The organism is Burkholderia sp. MSMB2157WGS (genome assembly GCF_001532755.1).
Lineage (GTDB): Bacteria > Pseudomonadota > Gammaproteobacteria > Burkholderiales > Burkholderiaceae > Burkholderia.
Genome location: NZ_LPJG01000048.1, coordinates 23256 through 45954, shown reverse-complemented (window position 1 = coordinate 45954; position 22699 = coordinate 23256). Strand labels below are relative to the sequence as shown.

Annotated in this window: 19 protein-coding genes; 5 read left to right on the top strand and 14 right to left on the bottom strand. The window is 66.5% G+C overall.

Translation table 11 applies throughout. From position 1 onward, the window contains the following. The first annotated feature begins 71 nt into the window (after positions 1–71). Positions 72–1304 (top strand): MFS transporter, encoded by a 1233-nt coding sequence (locus WT53_RS28695; protein WP_060262448.1) that lies wholly within the window; start codon positions 72–74, stop codon positions 1302–1304. A gap of 135 nt (positions 1305–1439) precedes the next feature. On the opposite strand, the gene WT53_RS28685 is transcribed toward WT53_RS28695, so the two are convergent. After that, complete coding sequence (locus tag WT53_RS28685) at positions 1440–2918, bottom strand: deoxyribodipyrimidine photo-lyase (protein WP_179949057.1); 1479 nt, start codon at positions 2916–2918, stop codon at positions 1440–1442. Positions 2919–3245: 327 nt separating this feature from the next. Further along, positions 3246–4226, bottom strand: coding sequence for a hypothetical protein (locus tag WT53_RS28680; RefSeq protein WP_060262466.1), 981 nt, complete (start codon positions 4224–4226; stop codon positions 3246–3248). Positions 4227–4680: 454 nt separating this feature from the next. Between WT53_RS28680 and WT53_RS28675 the strand changes: the two genes are divergently transcribed. Then, positions 4681–6048, top strand: coding sequence for an MFS transporter (locus WT53_RS28675; protein ID WP_060262444.1), 1368 nt, complete (start codon positions 4681–4683; stop codon positions 6046–6048). After that, positions 6035–7081 (top strand): beta-propeller fold lactonase family protein, encoded by a 1047-nt coding sequence (locus tag WT53_RS28670; protein ID WP_060262442.1) that lies wholly within the window; start codon positions 6035–6037, stop codon positions 7079–7081. The genes WT53_RS28675 and WT53_RS28670 overlap by 14 nt, the downstream gene beginning before the upstream one ends. A 67-nt stretch (positions 7082–7148) precedes the next feature. Here the strand turns inward: WT53_RS28670 and WT53_RS28665 are convergent, their stop codons facing one another. Continuing rightward, complete coding sequence (locus tag WT53_RS28665) at positions 7149–8186, bottom strand: AraC family transcriptional regulator (RefSeq protein ID WP_060262441.1); 1038 nt, start codon at positions 8184–8186, stop codon at positions 7149–7151. Positions 8187–8410: 224 nt separating this feature from the next. Here WT53_RS28665 and WT53_RS28660 point away from each other — a divergent pair, with 224 nt between their 5' ends. After that, positions 8411–9520: a fatty acid desaturase gene (locus WT53_RS28660; protein WP_060262438.1), complete on the top strand. Its 1110-nt coding sequence runs from the start codon at positions 8411–8413 to the stop codon at positions 9518–9520. Between the two features lie 31 nt (positions 9521–9551). On the opposite strand, the gene WT53_RS28655 is transcribed toward WT53_RS28660, so the two are convergent. The 11 genes from WT53_RS28655 to WT53_RS28605 all read right to left on the bottom strand — a co-directional run bounded on the left by WT53_RS28655 (position 9552) and on the right by WT53_RS28605 (position 20160). Further along, a complete protein-coding gene (locus tag WT53_RS28655) occupies positions 9552–10175 on the bottom strand; it encodes an HAD family hydrolase (RefSeq protein ID WP_059826994.1) in 624 nt (207 codons plus the stop codon). Between the two features lie 123 nt (positions 10176–10298). Next, the gene (locus WT53_RS28650) at positions 10299–11171 is read right to left on the bottom strand and encodes a hypothetical protein (RefSeq protein ID WP_060262436.1); all 873 of its coding nucleotides are present in this window, start codon (positions 11169–11171) and stop codon (positions 10299–10301) included. Positions 11172–11222: 51 nt separating this feature from the next. Continuing rightward, positions 11223–11879, bottom strand: a complete 657-nt coding sequence (locus WT53_RS28645) for a TerD family protein (protein WP_060262434.1) — start codon at positions 11877–11879, stop codon at positions 11223–11225. Between the two features lie 98 nt (positions 11880–11977). Next, a complete protein-coding gene (locus WT53_RS28640) occupies positions 11978–12994 on the bottom strand; it encodes a DUF475 domain-containing protein (RefSeq protein WP_034207805.1) in 1017 nt (338 codons plus the stop codon). Between the two features lie 43 nt (positions 12995–13037). Continuing rightward, a complete protein-coding gene (locus WT53_RS28635; protein WP_060262432.1) occupies positions 13038–13778 on the bottom strand; it encodes a VWA domain-containing protein in 741 nt (246 codons plus the stop codon). Positions 13779–13798: 20 nt separating this feature from the next. Beyond that, positions 13799–14896 (bottom strand): toxic anion resistance protein, encoded by a 1098-nt coding sequence (locus WT53_RS28630; protein WP_034207807.1) that lies wholly within the window; start codon positions 14894–14896, stop codon positions 13799–13801. A 349-nt stretch (positions 14897–15245) separates the two neighbouring features. Beyond that, the gene (locus WT53_RS28625) at positions 15246–16607 is read right to left on the bottom strand and encodes a virulence factor (protein WP_257127886.1); all 1362 of its coding nucleotides are present in this window, start codon (positions 16605–16607) and stop codon (positions 15246–15248) included. A 21-nt stretch (positions 16608–16628) separates the two neighbouring features. Continuing rightward, positions 16629–16892: a PAAR domain-containing protein gene (locus tag WT53_RS28620; RefSeq protein ID WP_060262430.1), complete on the bottom strand. Its 264-nt coding sequence runs from the start codon at positions 16890–16892 to the stop codon at positions 16629–16631. 9 nt (positions 16893–16901) lie between these two features. Then, positions 16902–18380: a virulence factor gene (locus WT53_RS28615; protein WP_156447915.1), complete on the bottom strand. Its 1479-nt coding sequence runs from the start codon at positions 18378–18380 to the stop codon at positions 16902–16904. Then, positions 18377–19477 carry a hypothetical protein gene (locus WT53_RS28610; RefSeq protein ID WP_257127885.1) on the bottom strand — a complete coding sequence of 367 codons (1101 nt, stop codon included), beginning with the start codon at positions 19475–19477 and terminating at the stop codon, positions 18377–18379. The genes WT53_RS28615 and WT53_RS28610 overlap by 4 nt, the downstream gene beginning before the upstream one ends. Positions 19478–19530: 53 nt before the next feature. Continuing rightward, positions 19531–20160, bottom strand: a complete 630-nt coding sequence (locus tag WT53_RS28605; RefSeq protein WP_060262426.1) for a LysE family translocator — start codon at positions 20158–20160, stop codon at positions 19531–19533. A gap of 338 nt (positions 20161–20498) precedes the next feature. Between WT53_RS28605 and WT53_RS28600 the strand changes: the two genes are divergently transcribed. Continuing rightward, on the top strand, positions 20499–22679 hold the full coding sequence (locus tag WT53_RS28600) for a TonB-dependent siderophore receptor (RefSeq protein WP_060262424.1): 2181 nt from the start codon (positions 20499–20501) through the stop codon (positions 22677–22679). The last annotated feature ends 20 nt before the right edge of the window (positions 22680–22699 follow it).

Below are 22699 nucleotides of genomic sequence, written 5' to 3'. Positions count from 1 at the left end.
GCGGCCGCCCCGCTCGTCTAATCGGGATCGAGCGCGGCCGTTTCGCCGCGCGCCTTCATCCGGAGACACGCATGACCCCGATCGAACAGGAAGTCCGGCGTCGCTGGCTGCCCGTGCTGGCAGGCGGTCTGATCATGGGCGCCGCGCTCGGCATCCGCCACGTGCAGGGCCTGTTCCTCGCGCCCGTCTCGCTCGACCACGGCTGGTCGCGCGAAGCGTTCGGGCTCGCGCTGGCGCTGCAGAACCTGATCTGGGGCGTCGCGCAGCCGTTCACCGGGATGGTGGCCGACCGCTTCGGCTCGGTGCGCGTGATCGTCGCCGGCATGCTGCTGTACGCGGCCGGGCTCGTCACGATGGCGCAGGCTGCGTCGACCGGCCTGTTCACGGTCGGCGCCGGGCTCGTGATCGGCGTCGCGCTGTCGGGCTCGGCGTTCGCGTCGATCTACGGCGCGCTGAGCCGCCTGTTCCCGCCCGACCGGCGCGGCTGGGCGCTCGGTATCGCCGGCGCGATCGGCGGGCTCGGCCAGTTCTGCATGGTGCCCGTCGCGCAGGAACTGATCGGCGGGATCGGCTGGCGGCACGCGTTCGTCGCGCTGGCGCTCGCCGCCGCGCTGCTCGCACCGCTCGCCGTGCTGCTGCGCGACCGGCCCGCTCAGGCGGCCGGCGCCGCAGCCGGCCCCGACCAGTCGATCGGCGAGGCCGTGCGCGAGGCGTTCGCGCATCGCGGCTTCTGGCTGCTGAACGCGGGCTTCTTCGCATGCGGCTTCCAGCTCGCGTTCATCGCGACGCACCTGCCCGCCTACCTGCTCGACCACGGCCTGCCGGCGCGCCACGCAAGTGTCGCGCTCGCGCTGATCGCGCTGACCAACGTGGCCGGCACCTACGCGTGCGGGCAGCTGGGCGGGCTGCTGCGGCGCAAGTACGTGCTGTCGGTGCTGTACCTCGTGCGTGCATTCGCGATGACCGCGTTCGTCGCCGCGCCGCTGTCGCCCGCGAGCGTCTACGGGTTCGCGGCCGTGATGGGGTTCACGTGGCTCGGCACGGTGCCGCTGACGAACGGCGTGATCTCGCAGGTGTTCGGCGTGCGCTACATCGCGACGCTGTTCGGCTTCGTGTTCTTCGGGCACCAGCTCGGCAGCTTCTTCGGCGTGTGGCTCGGTGCGATCGTGTACGACGCGACGCATTCGTACCTGCCGATGTGGATCGGTTCGATCGCGCTCGGCGTGCTCGCGGCGTTGCTGCACCTGCCGATCGACGACGCGCGCGTCGCGCGCCCGGCATCGGGCCGCGCGGCGTGGGCATGATCCGCGCGGCACTGGCGGCCGGCACGCTCGCGTTCGTCGCGTGGTGCGGCGCGGCCTACTTCGATGCGGGCGTCGCGTACGCGCTGCTCGAGCACGTCGCGTTCTGCAATTGAGGCGACAAACCGGGGCGGGCGATCAGCGGCGCTTCGGCAAGGCCGCCAGCGCATCGAGCGCCCGGGCGCGCGCGGCCGCGTGCTCGACGAGCGGCGCCGGGTAGTCGACGCCGAGCCGTACACCGGCCGCCTCGAGCGCCAGCGGCGACGCTTCCCAGGGCGCATGGATCGACGCATCGTCGAGGCCGGCAAGCTCGGGCACCCAGCGCCGCACGTACGCGCCGTCCGGGTCGAACTTTTGCCCCTGCGCGACCGGATTGAAGATGCGGAAATACGGCGCGGCGTCGGCGCCGCAGCCGGCCACCCACTGCCAGCTCGCCGCATTGTTCGCGGGATCGGCGTCGACCAGCGTGTCGCGGAACCATGCTTCGCCCGCGCGCCAATCGATCAGCAGATGCTTGACGAGGAACGACGCGACGACCATCCGCACGCGGTTGTGCATCCAGCCGGTCGTCCACAGCTCGCGCAGGCCCGCATCGACGAGCGGGTAGCCGGTCCGCCCGCGTTGCCATGCACGTAACGCCGCAGGATCGGCGCGCCACGGCATCGCATCGAATTGCGCGCGGAAGTTGTCGGTCGCGAGCGCCGGGAAGTGATACAGCAGCATGTAGCTGAATTCGCGCCAGCCGAGCTCGCTCAGGAATTTGTCGGCGTGCGCCGCATACGCCGCGCCGCCCGCACTCGCGGCGCCTTGCACCGCATGCCACACCTGCCGCGGCGACACGTTGCCGAAGCGCAGGAACGGCGACAGCCGGCTCGTCGCCGGGCGATCGGGCCGGTCGCGCGCGTCCGCATAGCCGGCGAGCGCGGTCGTCACGAACGTGTCGAGTTGCGCGTGCGCGCCGGCCTCGTCGGGCGCCGGCCACGCATCGCGCAGGCCGCCGGCCCAGTCCGGCGCATGCGGACGCAACGTGAGTGCGTCGAGCGCCAGCGCGCGATCGCGCAGGGCCTTCGGCCACGGATGAAACGCGATCCGCCCGGGTGCCGGCAGCGGCGCGGCGACCGTGCGATCGCGCCGCGCCGCGCGCCAGTACGCGGTAAACACCTGATACGGGCCGCCGCTGCCCGTCAGCACCTCCCACGGCTCGTTCAGCAGGCTACCGTTGCTGCTCTCCACCGTCACGCCGCGCGCCTTGAGCGACGCCTTCAGCGCCGCGTCGGCGTCACGCTGCGGCTGCGCATAGCGGCGGTTCCAGTACACGGCCGCCGCGCCCGTGTCGCCGACGACGCGCTCGATCTCGCGCGGCGCATCGCCGCGCAACAGCAGCACGCGCCCGCCCTGCCGCGCGAGCGCGGCGTCGAGCGCTGCCAGCGACCCGTGCAGCCACCAGCGCGCCGCACCGCCGAGCGCAGGCCCGGCGCCGGCTCCCGTGTCGTCGACGAAGACGCAGACGAGCGGCCGGCCGGATCCGACCGCGCGCGTCAGCGCGGGCTGATCGGTCATGCGCAGATCGTCGCGGAACCAGACGATCGCGGGGGCAACGGACGGCTGGGCGAGCACGGGCAGGCACCTCGATGGCGAAAGCAAAAAGAGACGCGTATTGTCGCGGCTGCGCCGCACGGTGTCGACGCCGGCCGTCACCGCCGGCGCGTCACGCCGACACCACGTGCGGCCGCACGATCGGCTTCGATTCGATGGAAGTCGCACTGCCGGAAGGCGGCACGCACGGCATGTTTCCGCGGCTGCGGTGCGTCGAGCGGTTTCTCGCACACCGCGCATCCGCACGGCTGGTGCAACGCCGAACGCATCGCACCGCGCTGCGGCCGCCCGACGGACCGACCGTACCGCCGGTGCGACCGACCGAGCGGGTCGTCACGATGGGTCGCGTCAATCGAGCCGGAACGCGGCCTCGAAGCGCTCGGCAAACGCATCGAACTCGGCTTCCGGCAGATGGTTGATGCCGCCCGCGCGCTTGCGCCCGCCGCCGGTCGAGAAGCCGCGGCAGAACTCGTCCGCGCCGATCGGCCGGCCGTCGGGCACGCGTACGCTGACGACGAGACCGCCGTCCGCGCGCGGCGACAGCACCGCGAGCGCCGCATGCGGCGCATTGCGCATCCGCTCGTTCGCGAGCATGCCGGTCGCGCGCCGCGCCCACGGGAGATCGGGCATCCGCACGAGCGTCGCGCCCGGCACCTCGCGCACCGGCGCGAGCGCGCATGCGCGCGCCATGTCGTCGCGGTAACCGTCGCGCAGCGCGGCGAACACGGCCGTCTCGCGCACGAAATCGAGCGGATCGATGCACGGCAGCATCGCGTCCGCGAGCGCCGCCGGATCGAAATGCAGATCGCCGACGCACTCGCCGTATGCGTTGTAGTTCAGATAGCGGCCGAGCTCCGCGAGCACGCAACGCTCGGCTTCGTCGACGCCGTGCTCGCGCGCCAGCGCATCGCCGAGCGCCGGCAGCTCGTCGCCGAATGCCGCGACGATCGCCCAGCGCGCGTACCGGCCGCCGAGATGGCGGTTCACGATCGCGCTGGTGCAGACGTCGGCTGCCGTGTCGATATGCGCGTCGAAGCGCGGGTGGTCCGGCAGTTCGCCCGCAAAGTGATGATCGAAGTAACGGACCGTCGCGCCGTCGCGCAGCAGCCGCGCGCACGCGTCGCGGTTCTGGTCGTGCGACACGTCGAGCACGGTGACGAGGTCGCCTGCGCCCGCGTCGATACGCTCGAGCAGACTGATGTCGCGCTTCACGCCGGTCACGAGCGTGCCCTGCACGCGTTGCGCGAGCCGCAACTGCTGAAGCGCGCACAGGCCGTCCGCGTCGCCGTTGAACGCGAACACATGCCGCGCGTACTGGTTGTCCTGCATGATCCGTTGCTCCGTCGTCAAGGCATGAAATCGCCGCGGTTCGCGGCGAGCGTCGCGCCCGTCGCCGGGTTCGCACGCGACGTATTTTGCCGCAACCGCGAGCGCATCCGTCGATGGAACGTAGCCGCCCTCCGCTGCAAACGGCTCGCGAGTCGCCTGCGCGTCGTTGAACGCGCTCGCGCCGTGCTTCTGCCCTTCATATGCGGGGACGACCTCCCGCGAAGGCTTCGCTCGTCGCGCCGGTAACCGGCTCTATGTCATACGTCATCAGACGTTAGCGGCGGAACATCTCTAGTCGGAAATTTTGCCATTATCGGGAAAATTTCCGGGTAAACCCGCGACGCCAGCCCCGACACTCCGGCGTACCATGTCATACGACGACGTACTACACAAACCGCCACCCAGACGCCGACACGGGGCTACCGCCCCGTCCGCCGCCCGACCGGAGACACCGTTGAACCCGCCCTCGTCCGCCCTGCCCGGCCGCGATCCGCTCGCGTCCGCCGTCTCGAAAGTGAAGTGGCACGTGCTGCCGCTCGTGCTGATCATGTTCGTCGCGAACTACATCGACCGCGTGAACGTCGGCTTCGTCGATCGCCATCTCGAAGCATCGATCGGCATCGGCGCGGCCGCGTACGGGCTCGGCGCCGGGCTGTTCTTCGTCGGCTATGCGCTGTTCGAAGTGCCGTCGAACCTGCTGATGCAGCGCTACGGCGCGCGCGTATGGCTGGCGCGGATCATGGCGACGTGGGGCATCGTCGCGGCCGCGATGGCGTTCGTGTGGAACGACACGTCGTTCTACGTGCTGCGCTTTTTGCTCGGCGCGGCCGAGGCCGGCTTCTTCCCCGGCGTCGTGCTGTACCTGTCGCAATGGCTGCCGCCGCAGGAGCGCGGCAAGGCGATGGCGATCTTCCTCGGCGGCTCCGCGTTCGCGTCGGTGCTGTCGGGGCCCGTCACCGGCGCGCTGCTGTCGATCCGCGGCTTCGGCCTCGAAGGCTGGCAATGGATGTTCCTGATCGAGGGGCTGTTCTCGGTTGCACTGTGCGGCGCGAGCTGGCTGCTGCTGAAATCGCATATCCGCGACGCGACGTGGCTCACGCCCGCGGAACGCACGGCGCTCCAGAACGCGCTCGACGACGAGCGCGCCACGCGCGACGTCCGCTCGAACGTGCCGGTGCGCGCCACCACGCTGCTGCGCGATCCGCAGATCGTGCTGTTCTGCTTCCTGTACTTCTCGATCCAGCTGACGATCTACGCGGCCACGTTCTGGTTGCCGACCATCATCCGCAAGATGGGTGGCCTCACCGATTTCCAGGTCGGCCTGTACAACACGATTCCGTGGATGATCGCGATCGGCGCGATGTACGGCTTCGCGGTGCTGTCGTCGAAGTGGAAGCATCCGCAGCGCTGGCTCGCGTTCGCGCTCGTGCTCGCCGCGTGCGGGCTGTTCGCGTCGACGTCGCCCGATCCGGTGTGGTCGTTCGCGTCGATCTGCTTCGCCGCGCTCGGCTTCAAGGCGGCGGCGTCGCTGTTCTGGCCGATCCCGCAGGGCTATCTCGACACGCGCGTGGCCGCGGCCGTGATCGCGCTGATCAACTCGGTCGGCAACCTCGGCGGCTTCGTCGCGCCGACGGCCTTCGGCTATCTGAAGCAACATACGGGTTCGATCACGGGCGGGCTGTATGCGCTCGCGATCGCTTCGCTCGTCGCCGCGGTCGCCGCGCTGTTCGCGCGCACGCAGCGACGCAGCGATCCGCCGCGCGGCCGGCCGGCCGACGATTCCCTCACGCACGCCCCGATGCTCCGCCATGCCGAACACTGACCGCCTGACCGTCGTCGTCTCGAATGCCGCCGACGGCGACCTCGCCACGTTCTCCCTCGCCGGCGACGGCACGCTCGCGCCGCTCGCCCGCTATCCGGCCGCCGACGTCGCGATGCCGATCGCCGTGCAGGCCGACCGCACGCGGCTCTACGTCGCGACGCGCGGCGAGCAGCCGACGATCGTCGCGTTCCGCGTCGCCGCCACGGGCACGCTCGCGCGCATCGGCACGACCGCGATCGACGCGAGCCATGCGTACCTGTCGCTCGACCGCAGCGGCCGCTGGCTGCTCGGCGCATCGTACGGCGGAAATTCGCTGAGCGTCTACGATGCGGCACGCGTGCGCGACGGCGACGGCGCGCCGCTGCAAGTCGCGGGCGGCATCGCGAACGCGCACGCGGTGATCGTGTCGCCGGACGACCGTTTCGCGTACGTCAGCTCGCTCGGCTCGGACCGCGTGTTCGGCTTCGCGCTCGTCGAGGACGCTGCCGGCCTGCGCGCGGTCGAACACGGCGAAACGCGCGTGCCGGCCGGCTTCGGTCCGCGTCACCTGCGGTTCGCGGATGACGGCCGCACGCTGGTCGTCGTCAGCGAATTCCAGGGCACGCTCGCGACCTTCGCCCGCGACACCGACACCGGCCGGCTCGGCGACGCACGCGTGAGTGCGCGCCACCCGGCCGTCGCCGACCTCGCGCAAGGCCATGCGCGTCCGCCCGCCCCCGCCGAGCCGTCCGTGTGGGCCGCCGATCTGCACCTGACGCCCGACATGCGTTTCGCGTACGTCAGCGAGCGCACGTCGAGCCGGTTGCTCGGCTATCGCCGCCACGAAGACGGGTCGTTCGAGCCGACGCACGCGACGGCCACCGAAACCCAGCCGCGCGGGTTCGCGATCGATCCGTCGGGACGCTGGCTCGTCGCCTGCGGCGAACGGTCGGAACACGTGGCGGTGTATGCGATCGCGCCGGACGACGGCACGCTGTCGCTGCACGCGCGCGTGCCGGGCGGCCACGGCGCGAACTGGATCGCGATCGTCTGAAGGCAGGAAGGCTTGAAGAAGCATCGGCGCGCGAGCGGGAGCCGGCACGCCGATGCCGGTTCGGCGTTCAGCGTCGCTCGCTCGGCGCAACGCCCGTCCAGCGCTTGAACGCGCGCGTGAAATTGGCGCGGTCGGTATAGCCGACGCGCGCCGCGATCTCGTCGACCGGCAACCGTGTGCCTTCGAGCAGCCGCAGCGCGTCGCGCAGCCGGATCTCGTCGAGCAGCGCCGAATAGGTCGCGCCGTATGCGGCGAGCTTGCGCTTGAGCGTGCGCGCCGACACGTGCAACTCGCGCGCGACGTCGTCGACCGACGGATAGCCGCCTTCGTCGCAGATCAGCAGGTTGCGCACGCGCTCGACGATGCTCTCCGCATAGCCGAGCCGCGCAAGCTCCGCCTCGCACTGCTGGACGATCATCTGCGCGGTCTGCGCGTTCGCGGTGCCGATCGGCTCGTCGAGCAGCGCGGCGTCGCAGCGGATGCGGTTCGCGCTCGCATCGAAATGGCAGCGCGGCAGCCGCGCGCGATAACGCTCGAACCACGGCGGCTCGGGCCATTCGAAATGGAGTTCGGCACGCGACTGCAGCGTGCGCCCCGGCGTCGGATACAGCAGCGAATTGAACAGGATCGCGGTCTCGACCAGGAAGTTTTCCACCGCGAACTGGCGCAGCCGGCCGAGCGGAAACGCTTCGAGCACGTCGATGTCGACGATGCCGTCGAGCTGCGCGAGCCGCACCGAGAAAAACGGCACGCGCGTCGGCAGGTAACGGATGCCGAGCGCGATCGCCTCGCCGAGCGTCGCGCAGCTCATCAGCCCGAAGCCGATCAGCCCCGCCTTCGTCAGGCTGCTGCGCAAGCCGATCTCGATCGCGATCGACGGATCGTCGGTCGCGTCGAGCAGGTTGAACACGATCGTCGCCTGCTGCAGCGGCGTGATGCGCGCATCGGGCTGCGCGAGCCGGTCGCGCTCGACGCCCGAGCCGGCGAGAATGCGGCCGCCGTCGATGCCGCGCTCCTCGGCCAGCATCAGCATGAACAACGCATACGCGGACGACACCGTCGCCTTGTTCAACTGGCGCGCGGCATCCGGAACGGACGGGACCATGCGGCTCACTCCGGGCGGTTTCGGCGGATTGTAGCGTCGCTGGCCCGCAATGACACCGCGGCGGCACTCTAGCCGCGTACCGGCGCCTCGAACGCGGATTGCCGGCCAACGTGGCCCGAAATGACACCGCCATTGGCACCGCCGGCCCTCGCATGCGCGCCGGCACGCGCCTATGCTTGTCACATCGGCATTGCGCCCTACTCTTTCCGCACGGATTCCGGTCGATGAGCCCACCCGCACGAACCGTCTTTCGAAACGACGCCGACAAGGTCGCGTACGTCCGCCGCGAAGTCAACGCCGCGAGCGACGCGATCCGCGCGCGCTTTCCGCTGCTCGACAACCAGAATCTCGTCGGCGCGACCGTGATGGCCACGTCGGTGAGCGCGATGCTCGCGATCGCATGGCTGTATGCGCGCGGCGCGATCGCATGGTACGTCGCGCTGCCGCTCGCCGCGTTCGTCACGTCGCTGATCCACGAGCTCGAGCACGACCTGATCCATCTGATGTACTTCAAGAAGACGCCGTGGGCGTATCACCTGATGATGGCGCTGTGCTGGCTCACGCGGCCCGGCACGATCAACCCGTGGACACGCCGGCGCATGCACCTGCATCACCACAAGGTGTCGGGTGGCGAATCGGATCTCGAGGAATTCGGCATCACCAACGGCGAGCGCTGGGGCGTGAAGCGCCTGCTGATGATCGCGGACGGCATGCTCGCCGTCGTGCTGCGACCGGCCGCGATGCGCCGCAAGGTGAAGCAGTACGTGGCCGCGCAGCCGGTGCAGGATCCGTCCGAGCGCCTGCAGTTGCGCGTCGAGCAGGTGTCGTCATACATGCCGATCGGCCACCTGTACTACACGCTATGGCATGCGTTCGTCGTCTATCACGTCGGCCTGTTCGCGCTGCATGCGTGCGGCTACGCGGTGACGGTGCCGGCCGTCGTCGAGCACGTGATGCGCGTCGTCGATTTCCTGGCGGTGGTGTGGCTCGGGCCGAACTTCGTGCGCAGCTTCTGCATCAACTTCGTCAGCTCGAACATGCACTATTTCGGCGACATCGATTCGCGCAACGTGATCCAGCAGACGCAGGTACTGAACCCGTGGTGGATGCTGCCGTTCCAGCTGTTCTGCTTCAATTTCGGCAGCACGCACGCGATCCATCACTTCGTGGTGCGCGACCCGTTCTACATCCGGCAACTGACCGCGCGCACCGCGCATGCGGCACTGCGCGAAGTCGGCGTGCGCTTCAACGACGTCGGCACGTTCGCGCGCGCGAATCGCTGGGGCGGCTATCGCCCGTCTCGCGGCACGCATCGCACGCAAGCCGACGCGTAACGCCGACGGCGCGCATCAACGCATCGGCGCTTCATCGATCGCCGATCGGCGGCATCGGCCCCTGCCCGCGGATCCACGACCAGTTCGCGAGCTCGGCCATTTCCTTGTCGCCGCGGCTGTCGCCGTACGCGAACAACTGCTGCGGCGGCCGGTCGCCCCACCAGCCGCGCAGCCGCACGACCTTCTGCGGCCCCCAGCAGTTCTCGCCGTCGAGCCGCCCGGCGAAGACGCCGCGCTCGAACGCGAGCCGCGTCGCCAGCACGGCGTCGAAGCCGGCCGTCTTCGCCCACTTCTCCAGATACAGCGACGGCGACGCACTGACCAGCACGACTTCATGCCCGCGCGCGCGATGCTCGCGAATGCGCTCTAGCATCTCCGGACGCACGAGGCTCGGCAGGCAGGTGTCGACGAACCTGCGCGCCTGCGCATCGAGCGCTTCTTCCCGGATCGGCCCGAACGCGAACGACGCGAACTTCGCCTTCGCGTCGCCGCGCGACAGCAGCCCGGCCTTCATCGCGACGATCCACGGCAACGCCCGCAGCCCGGCCCACGCGAAACGCGGCGTGCCGACCGCATGGCGGACGAAATGGCGAAAGCTGTCGGTAGTCGTGATGGTGCCGTCGAAATCGAAGGCGGCGACGATGCGGTCGGTCATGAAGAATCGGCGGGAAAGCGATGAGATGCCCGGGAAGATAACAGACTCGCGGCCGCGCGCGCGAAACCGTCGCGCCCGACACGAGACCGCACGCGCCGAAGCGCATGCGGCCGTATCGTTCGCTCAGCGCGACGGCCGCGCGGCCAGCGCCGCCGGCAGCACGACGTTCATCAGGTGATCGGCGCGCGACAGCAGGTCGGTCACGCGCTCGTCGAGCCCGCGCAGTTGCGCCGGCTGCATCCGGATCTGCTGGACGGCCTGCCCGACGATGTTGCGGCGGTCGAACAGCGCGCGCTCGACGCCCGCATCGTCCGGCGCCCGCACGACGTCCGACACCGCGCTCAACGCCGCGAGCACGACCACGAGGTTCTCCTCCGCATGGCGGACCTCCGCGGCGAGCGCCTCGGTACGGCGCGGGAAAAAGCCGAGCGACTGCTTGAGCGCGCCCAGCGCCGCGCGGTAGTCGACATGACCGGACGCCGCACCGAACCAGCGTTCGAACATGCCGGCCTTGCGTGTCGCCTGCGCGAGCAGCCCCGCCATCATGTCGGCCGCGCCGAGTTCGTTGAATTCGCGTGTCGTCGCCGCGACGGCCTCGACGAGGTTGCCGGCCGTCTCCAGCGCGCCGTCGCCGATCGTCGCGACCGTCGCGAGCTTCAGCGGCACCAGTTGCCGGATATGCCGCTCGATGCGCGGCGCGTAATCGGGATAGAGATGGGGAAAGCTGGCCTGCGCGGCGCGGAAGCACGCTTCGAGCTGCGGGTGATTCGATTCGCCGAACAGCGCGCGGCCGACCGCATCGGCGGGCGCCGTGCGCACGGCTTGATCGGACGCGGAAGCCGGCCCGAAGTCGAGCGCCCGAGGTGCCGGTCGCGCCGGCGCACGCGCGACCGACGCACCGGGCGCGGCCAGCGCGTCGAACGCGAGACGCCCGGGCGTGCGCTCGGGCGTCGTATCGAACTCGAGCCGCTTCGGCTCGTCGGACGGATTCGTCATCGCCGCTTCCTGCCCGGCGCGGCGAGGTGCCGCGCGCCGGGCTCCCGCCAGTCAGACCGCGCCGCCGTACGCGCGGACGAAATCGCCGAGGCCGCGGTTGTAGCCTGCGCCGACCGCCTTGAACATGAAGTGGCCGTCGCGACGATAGAAGCTGCCGACCTGCACCGACGTCTCCATCGAGAAGTCTTCCTCGAGCGCGTACTTCGCGATCACCGCGCCCGACACCTCGTCGGCGATCTGGATGTAGCTGTTGCGAACCTGCCCGAAATTCTGGCGGCGCGCTTCGGCCTGGTCGATCGTCACGACCACCGAGATTTCCTCGACGTCGGCCGCGAGCTTCGTCATGTCGATGAAGATCACTTCGTCGTCGCCGTCGCCGCTGCCCGTGCGGTTGTCGCCGCTATGCACGACGCCCAGGCACCTCGACGAAGGCATTCCGCGCTTCGGGAAATCGTCGCCCGGCTGGATGAAGGTTTCCTTGCGCTCCATCGTGCGCACTTCGCTGTTGTAGAACACGAAATGCTGATCGGAGATCAGTTTCGGATTGCTCTGCGCGTCGTACTTGCACAGGAACACCGACACGTCGAGATCGAAATCCGTGCCCGTGTCCGTCGCGTTCGCGTCCCAACCGAGACCGATGCGGAATTTCTGCGTGCCGGGCGCTTCCTTCGACAGGTTGACTCGACCGCCCTTCGACAAATTGATCATCTGAACCTCTTCTGCTGGAACCGCCGTTGCGTCGGCGGCGATGCCGGACCGCCCGCGGCGGCCCCTCGTTGATGGTTATCGCGCCGCGTGACGCGTGCTCACTTGCCCGCCACCGCGGCACGGTCTTCCTTGCGCTGCACGACGATCGACGACCACACGGCCGCGGCGATCATCGCCGCGCCGATCAGGCCCGTGACGACCTCGGGCACCTCGAATTTCACGCCCAGGAACATGATCGTCGCGAGCGCGCCGATCGCCCAGAACGCGCCGTGCTCGAGAAAGCGGTACTGCGCGAGCGTGCCCTTCTTCAGCAGCACGAGCGTCATCTCCCGGATGTAGGCCGCGCCGACGCCGAGGCCGAGCGCGATCAGGAAGATGTTGTTCGACAGCGCGAACGCGCCGATCACGCCGTCGAAGCTGAACGACGAATCGAGCACTTCCAGATACATGAAACCCGCGACGCCTTCGCGCACCACGCGCGTGCCCGTGTCCTCGCCGCCGACCAGGTCGCCCACGCCGTGCGCGATCACGAAGCCGATCACGCCGAACGCGCCCGCGAGCAGGAAGCTCACCTGCTCGGCCGCCGGCACGTAGAACGACGCGACGATCACGATCGCGAGCGTCAGCGCCACCTCCAGCGCGGTGATGCGCCCGAGATGGCGCATCGGGCCTTCGAGGAAGCCGATCCAGTGCTCGTCCTTCTCGGTGTCGAGCATGAACTTGAAGAACACCATCAGCAGGAACGCGCCGCCGAACGCCGACACCTCGTGATGCGCGGACGTCAGCACCGCCGCGTACTTGTCCGGCGATTCGATCGCGAGCGTCAGTGCATCCCACAGGCCGATGTGGCCGATTACCGCGACGATCAGCAGCGGGAACACGAGCCGCATGCCGAACACGGCTACCGGCAGGCCGAACACCATGAAGCGGTTGCGCCACTTCTCCGACCAGTTCTTCAGCACCGATGCGTTGACGACCGCGTTGTCGAGCGACAGCGAAATCTCGAGCACGCACAGGACCGCGACGATCAGCATGTCCTTCACGCCGCCGAGGAGATAGGCCGCGATCAGCGCGAGCGCCGTGAGCGACAACGGGATCTTGAAGTCTTTCAACATGATGGGGTAATCGAGTTCAGAAAAATGGGCTGGCGGGGCGCGCTTACTTCGCGCGCACCCAGTCGCAGAATTCCTGCGTGATCAGTTGTTCGTAGATCTGTTCGTCGCTGAGATCGAGCGATTCGAGATGCAGGAAGCCGACGTTCGGCATTTCCTCCGCGACTTCCGCGAGGAAGTCGAATTCGCTCGGATCGCCGACGCCGACGAGCGACCAGTACAGCGGAAAATGCTGCGATTCGGTCAGCAACTGGCGCACGCGCTTGCGGTCGTTCTTCGGGTTCTGGCCGTCGGTGACGAACAGCACCCACGCGGGCAGATGGCCGTTGACGGGCGCCGCGGCGGCCGGGGCGGACGTGTCGTCCGCCCCGCCGAACAGCCGGCTCAGGAAGCCGCGCTTTTCCTCGCGCTTCGGCTCCGGCGCGCGGAAGAAGAAGTCGACGATGTCGTTCATCACCGGCGCGTACTGCGTGCCGCCCCACTTGTCGATCCGCGCGTTGAGCACATGGTCGGAAATGTACGAGCCGTAGTTCTCCGGCGTCGCGGTCGGCAGGCGGTCGTAGCCTTCGGTGAAGGTCCACGTATCGACTTCGCCGTTGTCGTCGAACTTCAGGGCGATGCCGAGAATCCGGTCGTGCGTCTCCTGGATCACGCCCGACTGGTACAGCGGCTTCGCGGAGCCCGAGATGTCGAGCGCCGCGCCGACGCGCACGACGGGCGGCTTCAGGATCTGACGTTTTTCGAGGACGATCGCGACCTTCGCCGCGCGTTTCTCAAGCGTAATCATGCAGTGTTCTCTCGGTTCTCTTAGTTGTGCTTCGGAGCGAATCGGGTGATCAGATCCTGTTCGAGCTGGCGCAGGCGCGGCGCGTCCTGCTCGCGCTGGCGTTTGCCGTCGGCGATGATCTGCGTGATGTCGTCGAACGCGCCGAACAGCTGCTGCTGCGCGTATTCGAACGTGTCGGTCGAGATCACCGGACGCTGGCCGAGCTTCGCGACTTCCTGCGCGTTCCGGCGATTCAGGTCGGCCTGCGCGCGGATCGCCTCGTCGGCCGCATCGTACGTCGCGTTCGCGAGCGCCGCCGCGCGCTTCGTGCCGAGCTGCTCGAGATAGAGCGCGAACGCGTTGGTCCACGCGGGGATCAGCACGGTCTTGATCGTCATGAACTTCGACGTCAGCGTGCGTTTCTGGTCCTGCTCCATCCGGATCTGCGGCGCGAGCTGCTTCGACATCAGCATCGCGCGATCGAGATCGTCGAGCTTGCTTTCGAGTGCATCGACCTTGCGCTTCACGTCGAGCAGGCGCTGCGCGGCGAATGCATCGTCAGCCGGCTGCTGGCCGGCCGCGAGATGTGCGCGCAGCGTCGCGAGCGCCGTTTCGCCGTGCGCCTTCGACTGCGCGAGCTCCTGGTGCAGCGCGTAATTGTCGTTGTACATCCGCTCGAGCTCGTCGATGCCGGCCTTCTGGCGCTGCGCATGGTTTTCGAGCTCGACGACGAGCGTGTCCATCCGCTTGCTCACCGATTCGTATTGCGACAGCAGCTTCTCCTTGGTCGAGCGAAACAGCCGCGTGACCTGCGTGAGCAGCCCGCCCTTGTCGGCGCCGCGCGGGTCGAGCCCCTTCGCGGTCGCGATCAGCTCGTTGAGCTTGTCGCCGAACTGGTCGGCGTCCGATGCCCGGACACTCGCGAGAATCTGCTGGGAGAAGGCGGCGATGCGCGTGCCCTGCGTCGCGCCGAGCTGATCGATCTCGTCGACGGTGATCAGGCGCGCATGTTCCGTCGGCGACGCTGCCGGCACGACGACGTGGGCGACGGCTGCCGGCACGGCGACGGGTGACGAAGACGGGGTGGACGGACGATCGCTGACCGCATCGGATTTGTTGTCGTCGAATAGCGGCTTCATGTGGCTACCACGTTTCCTTTTCTGCTTTTTGCTACGTGTTGTCGTGCGCGCGAGACGCGCTTGCGCGATTGCCGTCGTGCTCTCTCACGGGCGGCAGACGGACAATAAGGGGCGACGGGGTGGCGCGTCAAGCCGGGCAATTCTTTCAATTTCCATTCGATATGTAAGACATGCGATAGGAATTCCGACACGGCCTCCGGCACGTCGGGACCCGTGCCTTGATGGAGCGCGAATCCGGATTTCCTCGTGCACATCGGCAAAGAGAAGCTGAAAGTATTTTGAAATAATCGGCTTCTCGCTATTCCGCTGATTGTTACAGATTGCTTAACGCAACCCCTTACGTCGCGTCCTAGTCCGAATAGCCTTGCGACGTCGGGCGCGCGTCGTGACGGCGGCCCCACCACGGCAAGTACGCGTTGTTCCCTCCGCGTGCGCGGAACCACTCCTTGTCGGGATCGATCGGCGTCAGCTTCGATGGTGCGACGACGACCACGGCCGTCGGACGCTCAGCGTCGGTCGTGCCCGCCACGAGCACGTTTCCGCCGAGATGTTTTGCGCGGCCGATCGCGAGCGCCACATCGGTCAGCGCCGCGCCGGCCCCCATGTCACCGAGCAGTGCCGACGTGTTGAAGGTCGCGCCGCGGAGGTCGCTTTCCGGCACGGCTTCCGCGAACCCTTGCAAAAGGGACGCGGCCCTTGCCGACGCGGCGGCGCTGCCCTTGCCTGCGTCGTGGATAACGTAGTTCAGCGACGAGACTGTAACGCCCGCATTGGCTGCGGCTGCGTCGATCGTCGATTTCCACGCCGGCACCGCGCGGCTGCCGTTCTGCTTCGCGTCGAGATTCTTGACGCTGCCTTGCGCCGCCTTGCCGATCCATGCCAGCGGTTCGCGCTCGGTCTTTAGATCCGGGCCGGCGAGGAACAGCACCACCATGTTCTCGTTGATCTGTTCGTCGTGCGGGGGAAAACTTGGTGCGTCCCAGTTCATCACCCACACGCTTTTGTCGGGATGCGCGGCCAGGTAGTCCAGCGCGGCGTTCAGCGACGTGAAGCCGGCATTGCCGTGGCCCGACGTTACGTGTACGTCGGGCGGCGTATCGCGGATCCATAGATTTTTTGCGGAGGGGTTGCCGATTTCGTACGCATTCACCATTTCGTCACGCAAGAACGCGCCGGCAGCTACCGGATCGAGGCGGTCGGCAGGAAGTGCAAGTTCGACACGCACCCCGGCCAGTTCACGCCACTCACTCTTGTACTTCGAGCTGACGGTATAGAAATAATTGGAGTTCATTACATAGCGCGTACGAAACAACACAAGAAGTTTGCTGACGTATTTTTCATAGAACCCCGAAAACGTCTCACTTCCCCAGTTACCGTCCGCGACGATGGAAACCGCCTGCAAGGTCGAGTATTTTTTGGGGTTTGTGCGCACCATGTCGTCGTTGGCGTTCGGCTTCACCAACCCAAGCGTCCACAGCAATTGCCACTCGGTCGGATAGTCGCGACGCTGCAGCGGATTGAGCCATTCAAGCCCGACAACTTGAGCAACAAACGGCGCGGCAGACGCACCTTCGACGGATCGCGTCGATGCAGCGCGCGTCTCGACCCGCAATGGCGAGCACGACAAGAGCGTCGCCATCACGATCAAGACGCACCCGATACGTCTGGCAAGAGTGAAACAGTGCATGAATACCCCGATCGAACCGGCCAACCCGCGCGCCGGTCCGCGAATTCATTCCCGTCCGGACGACGCTAGACTCGAAATCAGCGTCGCACCGCACGATGTCTTGTGACCATCGAATGCAGCCGGTTTCCCGTCGACGATGACCTGCGGATCGCCTTCGGCGATAAAGCAGGCCTGATGGGCCGCGATCGGGCAGACGCACGTGTCACCGAGCCGGGCGACCGGCCGCCCCATCACTTCGCTGACCGCACTGCCGGTCACGACCTGACCGCCGTGGCTCGTTGCGTCGCCGACTCGAATGATGCCGCGCATGCGCGCTCCTTATTCCGAATAGCCTTGCGATGCCGGACGTGCGTCGTGACGGCGCCCCCACCACGGCAAGTACGCGTTGTTCTCGCCGCGTGCACGGAACCAGTCCTTGCCGGCGTCGATCGGCGTCAGCTTCGAAGGCGCGACGACGACCACTGCCGTCGGATGCTCCGTGTCGGTCGTTCCGGCTACGAGCACATTGCCACCGAGGTGATTCGCTCGGCCGATCGCCAGCGCCACATCGGTCAGCGCCGCGCCGGCGCCCATGTCACCGAGTAGCGCCGATGTATTGAAGGTCTGCGTACGGAAATCGTATTCGGGCAGTACTTCCGTCAGCGTCTGCGACAGTGACGCAATGCGTGTCGATGCAGCATCGCTGCCCTTGCCCGCGTCGTGCACGATGTAATTCACCGACGACACCGGCACGCCTGCATTACTCGCGGCCGCATCGATCGCCGACTTCCATGCCTGCACCGCGCGGCTCGCGCCTTGCTTGGCCTCGAAATCCTTGACGTTGCTTCGAGCAGCCTTGCCGATCCAGGCCAGCGGCTCACGCTCGGTCTTCAGGTCGGGGCCGGCGAGGAACAGCACCACCATGTTCTCGTTGATCTGTTCGTCCTTCGGCGGGAAACTCGGTGCGTCCCAGTTCATCACCCACGCGCTTTTGTCCGGGTGGGCGGCCAGATAGTCCAGTGCCGCGTTCAGCGACGTGAAGCCGGCATTCCCCTGCCCCGATGTCACATGCACATCCGGCGGTGTGTCGTGGCTCCACAGGTCTTTTGCCGATGAATTTCCGATCTCGAACGTGCTGATTATTTGATCACGCAAATATGCCTTTGCCTTGATGGGATCGAGACGATCAGGAATTGCCAGTTCAACATGCACGCCAGCCAGCTCACGCCATCTACTTCTATCCCCAGGTTTTACGGTATAGAAATAGTTGGAATTGGTAAAATATTTAGTACGAAACAATACGAGCAACTCGTCGATATATTTCTCGTAAAATCCGCCAAATGATTCACGTCCCGAGCTGCCATCCGCGATGATTGAGATCGCTTGAACGGCAGAGTACTTTTTAGGATTGGTGCGCACCATATCGTCATTCTTGTTCGCAGAAGCCAGACCCAACGTCCATAATAACTGCCATTCCGCCGGATAATCCCGGCGTTGCAGAGGATTGAGCCATTCAAGGCCAACGACTTGCGCCACAAAAGGCTTCACCGAATCACTTTTAGATTCAGCGTCGCCCACGGTGCGTGGTGTCGCAGCCACGGCACTCGACGTCGCCAACATGGTCGAAAACACAAATACCAACACAGCCAACAATCCAGGAACCAGCACCATTCTCTTCATCAGATCTCCTGCACTTGAGTTTTCGGCAGATGCACTACTCGGCAACGTCATCGTTGCATATAACGCGATCGCAGCCAACAGCATGACGAAAATCGCCAATCCAAATCGCCGCTGCCAAGTGGCAACAATCACCTTCATAGCACACTCCCCAGCCGCAGGAAAAATCCGCCATCACGTTCGTCGTAGATTTTTTCGGGCATGCTTGCAACCGGATCACTTTTAACCCATTTATGCAAAAACATGTCCTTATACTTTCCCTTCCTTATATATTCCGCAAATAATTCATTTTGACCATCCTTCACCAATCCACTCAAAAATCGCCAATCCGCCTGCTTCCTGAGATCCGCAAAGTCGTCTTCCGTCAGATAGCAAAGCCCAATAGCAATATCGTAAGCCAAAGCCTTTTCCGCATGTTCACCATTCGTCATGATGGTCGAATGATTGGTGGGATTATTCTTATCCCCGCCGTTCAGAATCTGAAATATCTCCTTGTTCCGCCATTCGGTATAGTCAGCACTCGCAGCCCCCGGATTGTCCTCCCCGACCACATTTCCGTCCTTGTCGACCCAGCGACGATTTCCGGATCTACGCGCTTCCATGCGAAGAATCGAATGATCTTCATACCGCTGCGCAGCTTCGGATGCAGTATCCCCCTGCGCCTTCAGCGCATCACCCTCAGTCTTGAATTTTTCCGATTTCGCGTCGAAGTTGTCGTACGGATCGTCATCGCGCTTGTTCTCCTTGTTGGCGTCACGCGCGGCCGACGGCGGATCGTAACTCTCGTTGAAGCTCCCTTCCTCGATCGATTTCCCTTGCGCATCGCAAGCACCCGATGGTTTTCCATAGCGGAACGCCTGCGGGAGGAAGCGAGTCTCCTTATCGAGCATCGGTGCCGTGATCGGGATTTCCCAGTCTTTTGGCGGATCGGCATTGACCTTCATCTCGGTCAAATTAAACAGATAGAGGGCGGGACTCGTTATCAGCGTCATGAACTTCGGGAACAACCCTTCATTGGAATGCATGCCTCGTCCAAGACCATACCGCGCGGGCGGTGATGGCGGATACCAGAAGCCTTCCTTCTGGTTCTTGTCCTTGCGCCAGTCGTCCTGCCAATACCGATAGAGCTTGTTCTCTCCGCCCACCTCGAAATTCGACGCGAATACGCGTTGGGAGAAAACGCCCCCTCGCCTGTCGATACCGACGAACGTCGCGCCGAAACACCGACCGTCGGCCACGTCATGCGTCCTGATGGCACGGCGCCAAGCCGCTTCCCCGCTCCGTCACCGCGTCAATGCACGGCCTTGCGATACAGCGCAACGTACCCCGCGAGCATCAGCAGCAGCGATCCGCTGATCCGGTTCAGCCACTTCTCGCCGGCCGCCTTCCATACGCGAACCGAATGCACGCCCAGCAGCGCGTAACCGGTCATCCCGATTACATCGATGGCGACGATCGTCGCCGCGAGAATCGCGTACTGCGGCGCGATCGCATGCGACCGGTCGACGAATTGCGGCAGCAGCGCGGACATGAACAGGTAGTACTTCGGATTGCTCATCGCGACGAAGAAGCTCTTCAGAAAAGCGCTCCGGCGATCGGGCGTCGCGGGCACGCAGGGCTGCGCCGCCGCGGCCCCGCCGCTCGACATCAGCATCCGGATGCCGACATACGCGAGCCACGCCGCACCGAGCAGCTTCAGCGTCACGAACGCCGTTTCCGACGCGTCGAGCAGCACGCCGAGGCCGAACCCGACCAGCGCGACGAGCACGACGTCGGCGGTGACGGCGCCGAGCATGCCGACCATCGCATGACGCAATCCGTAGCGCGAACCGTTGCTCATCGCGAGCAACACCGTCGGGCCGGGCGTCGCGACACCGACGGACAGGATCAGCGCAAAGGCGAGCAAGGCAGAGAGCGACATGGCGTGGCGTTCCTTTTGAAGAGAGCGGTACGGACGGCATCGGCATGATCGGCCGACAGGCCGCAACCGATGCGTACGTTTGTTACGACGAATACGGATTTCGCATGATCGCATGTCCATCCCGACGCCTGCCCGGCGGATGAGCGCCGTCGTCGGCGAGCGGCACCCGGTTATCTCAAATAGTGGACTGATCTTTCCGCAAACGACAATGATTCTCGTTTACGTTAGACTCCGCCGCTCGACAAAAACACGTCCGCGACAGTACGGACGCGTCACGCCGCCCGGATTCCGACTCGCCACCCCGGGATGGATCACCGACCACACCCGATTTGCGTTCCATGTCGACACGTTCGTTACCCGTCCGGCGTCTCACGCCGATTGCCTTCGGCATTGCGCTCGCCTGCACCTTCCCGGCCGCCGCCCGGGCCCAACAGGCCACTTCCGCCGCCAACGCCGCACCCGACGCCACCATGCTGCCGTCGATCAACGTGACCGGCGCGGCCGAGCCGCTGCCCGGCGACCTCGCCCCGACCTACGCCGGCGGCCAGGTCGCGCGCGGCGCGGATTTCGGCGTGCTCGGCCGGCAAAAGGCGAGCGACGTGCCGTTCAGCATGACCACCTACACGTCGAAACTGATCGAGGACCAGCAGGCGCGCACGCTCGCCGACGTGCTCGACAACGATCCGGCCGTGCGCAGCGCCTCAGGCTACGGCAACTTCTCGCAGGTCTTCGTCATCCGCGGTTTCGAGCTCGCCGGCGACGACGTGTCGCTGAACGGCCTGTACGGCGTCACGCCGCGGCAGCTCGTCCAGACCGATGCGGTCGAGCGTGTCGACGTGTTCAAGGGCGCGAATGCATTCCTGAACGGTGCATCGCCGAACGGCTCGGCGGTCGGCGGCGGCGTGAACCTGCAACTGAAGCGTGCGGACGACAAGCCGCTCACGCGCGTCACCGTCGACGGCGCCACGTCCGGCTCGCTCGGCACGCATGTCGACATCGGCCGCCGCTTCGGCAGCGACGGCCAGTTCGGCGTGCGCGTGAACCAGTCGGTCAGCAGCGGCGACACCGCTGTCGACGACGAGCGCCGCCGCAGCAACGTGACGGCGGTGTCGCTCGACTGGCGCGGCGACAAGCTGCGCCTGGCCGGCGACTTCCTGTATCAGCGGCAGCGGATCGACAACGGCCGCCCGGTCGTGCTCGTCAGCGGCAATCAGTTGCCCGCCGTGCCGTCCGCGACGCACAACTATGCGCAGCCGTGGAGCTTCAGCGAACTCGAGGACACGGTCGGCATCGTGCGCGCCGAGTACGACTTCCTGCCCGCGTGGACGGCCTACGTATCGGCCGGCGCACGCCATACGAACGAGCACGGCGACTACTACACGCCGACTTACTCGTCGTCCGGCACGACCGGCTCGCGCCTGAGCGTGCCGCACAAGGAAGATGCGCAGTCTGCCGAAGCCGGCGTGCGCGGCCGCTTCACGACCGGCCCCGTGTCGCACTTCGTGACGGTCGGCGCGTCGTTCATCCGCATCGACAGCCAGTCCGCGTACACGATGTCGAACGCGTTCCCGACGACGCTCTACGATCCGGCGCCGCTCGCGCCCCCGCCAACCGCCTACGCAGGCGGCGACATGAACGATCCGGGCACCGTCACGAAGACCTGGCTGCGCAGCCTCGCGGTATCCGATACGCTCGGCTTCCTCGACGACCGCGTGCTGTTCACGATCGGCGCGCGGCGCCAGTCGATCTCGGTCGACAACTTCGACTACACGGGCGCGGTCGCCACCACCTACAGCGACGCGATCACGACGCCGGTGTTCGGTCTCGTCGTGAAGCCGTGGCGCAACGTGTCGATCTTCGCGAACCGCAGCGAAGCGCTCGCACAGGGCGAGATCGCGCCGAACACCGCACGCAACGCGGGCCAGGCGCTGTCGCCGTACCGATCGAAGCAATATGAAGCCGGCGTCCGCTACGACACCGACAAGTACGGCGCGTCGCTTGCGCTGTTCCAGATCGAGAAGCCGATGGCGTACACCGATCCGGCGACGAACCTGTTCGGCGCCGACGGCACACAGCGGCACCGCGGCATCGAGACGGCCGTGTACGGCGAGCCGTGGAAAGGCGTGCGGCTGATCGCGGGCGCGACGTATCTCGACGCGACGCTGCGGAACACGGCGGGCGGCGCGAACGACGGCCACCGGCCGATCGGCGTGCCGTCGTTCCTGCTCAACGCGGGCGCCGAATACGACGTGCCGATGCTGAACGGGCTCACGCTGACCGCGCGCTGGATCCACACGGGGCCGCAGTACCTGGACGTCGCGAACACGATGTCGATTCAGGCATGGGACCGCTTCGATCTCGGCGCGCGTTACGCGACGGACGTGTTCGGCAAGAAGACGACGTTCCGCGCAACCGTGCGCAACGTCGCGAACAAGTCGTACTGGTCGTCGACGATCGGCGGATATCTGACGCAGGGCGACCCGCGCTCGGTGTGGCTGTCGATGACGACGGATTTCTGACGGGCACCGAAGGGACTGGC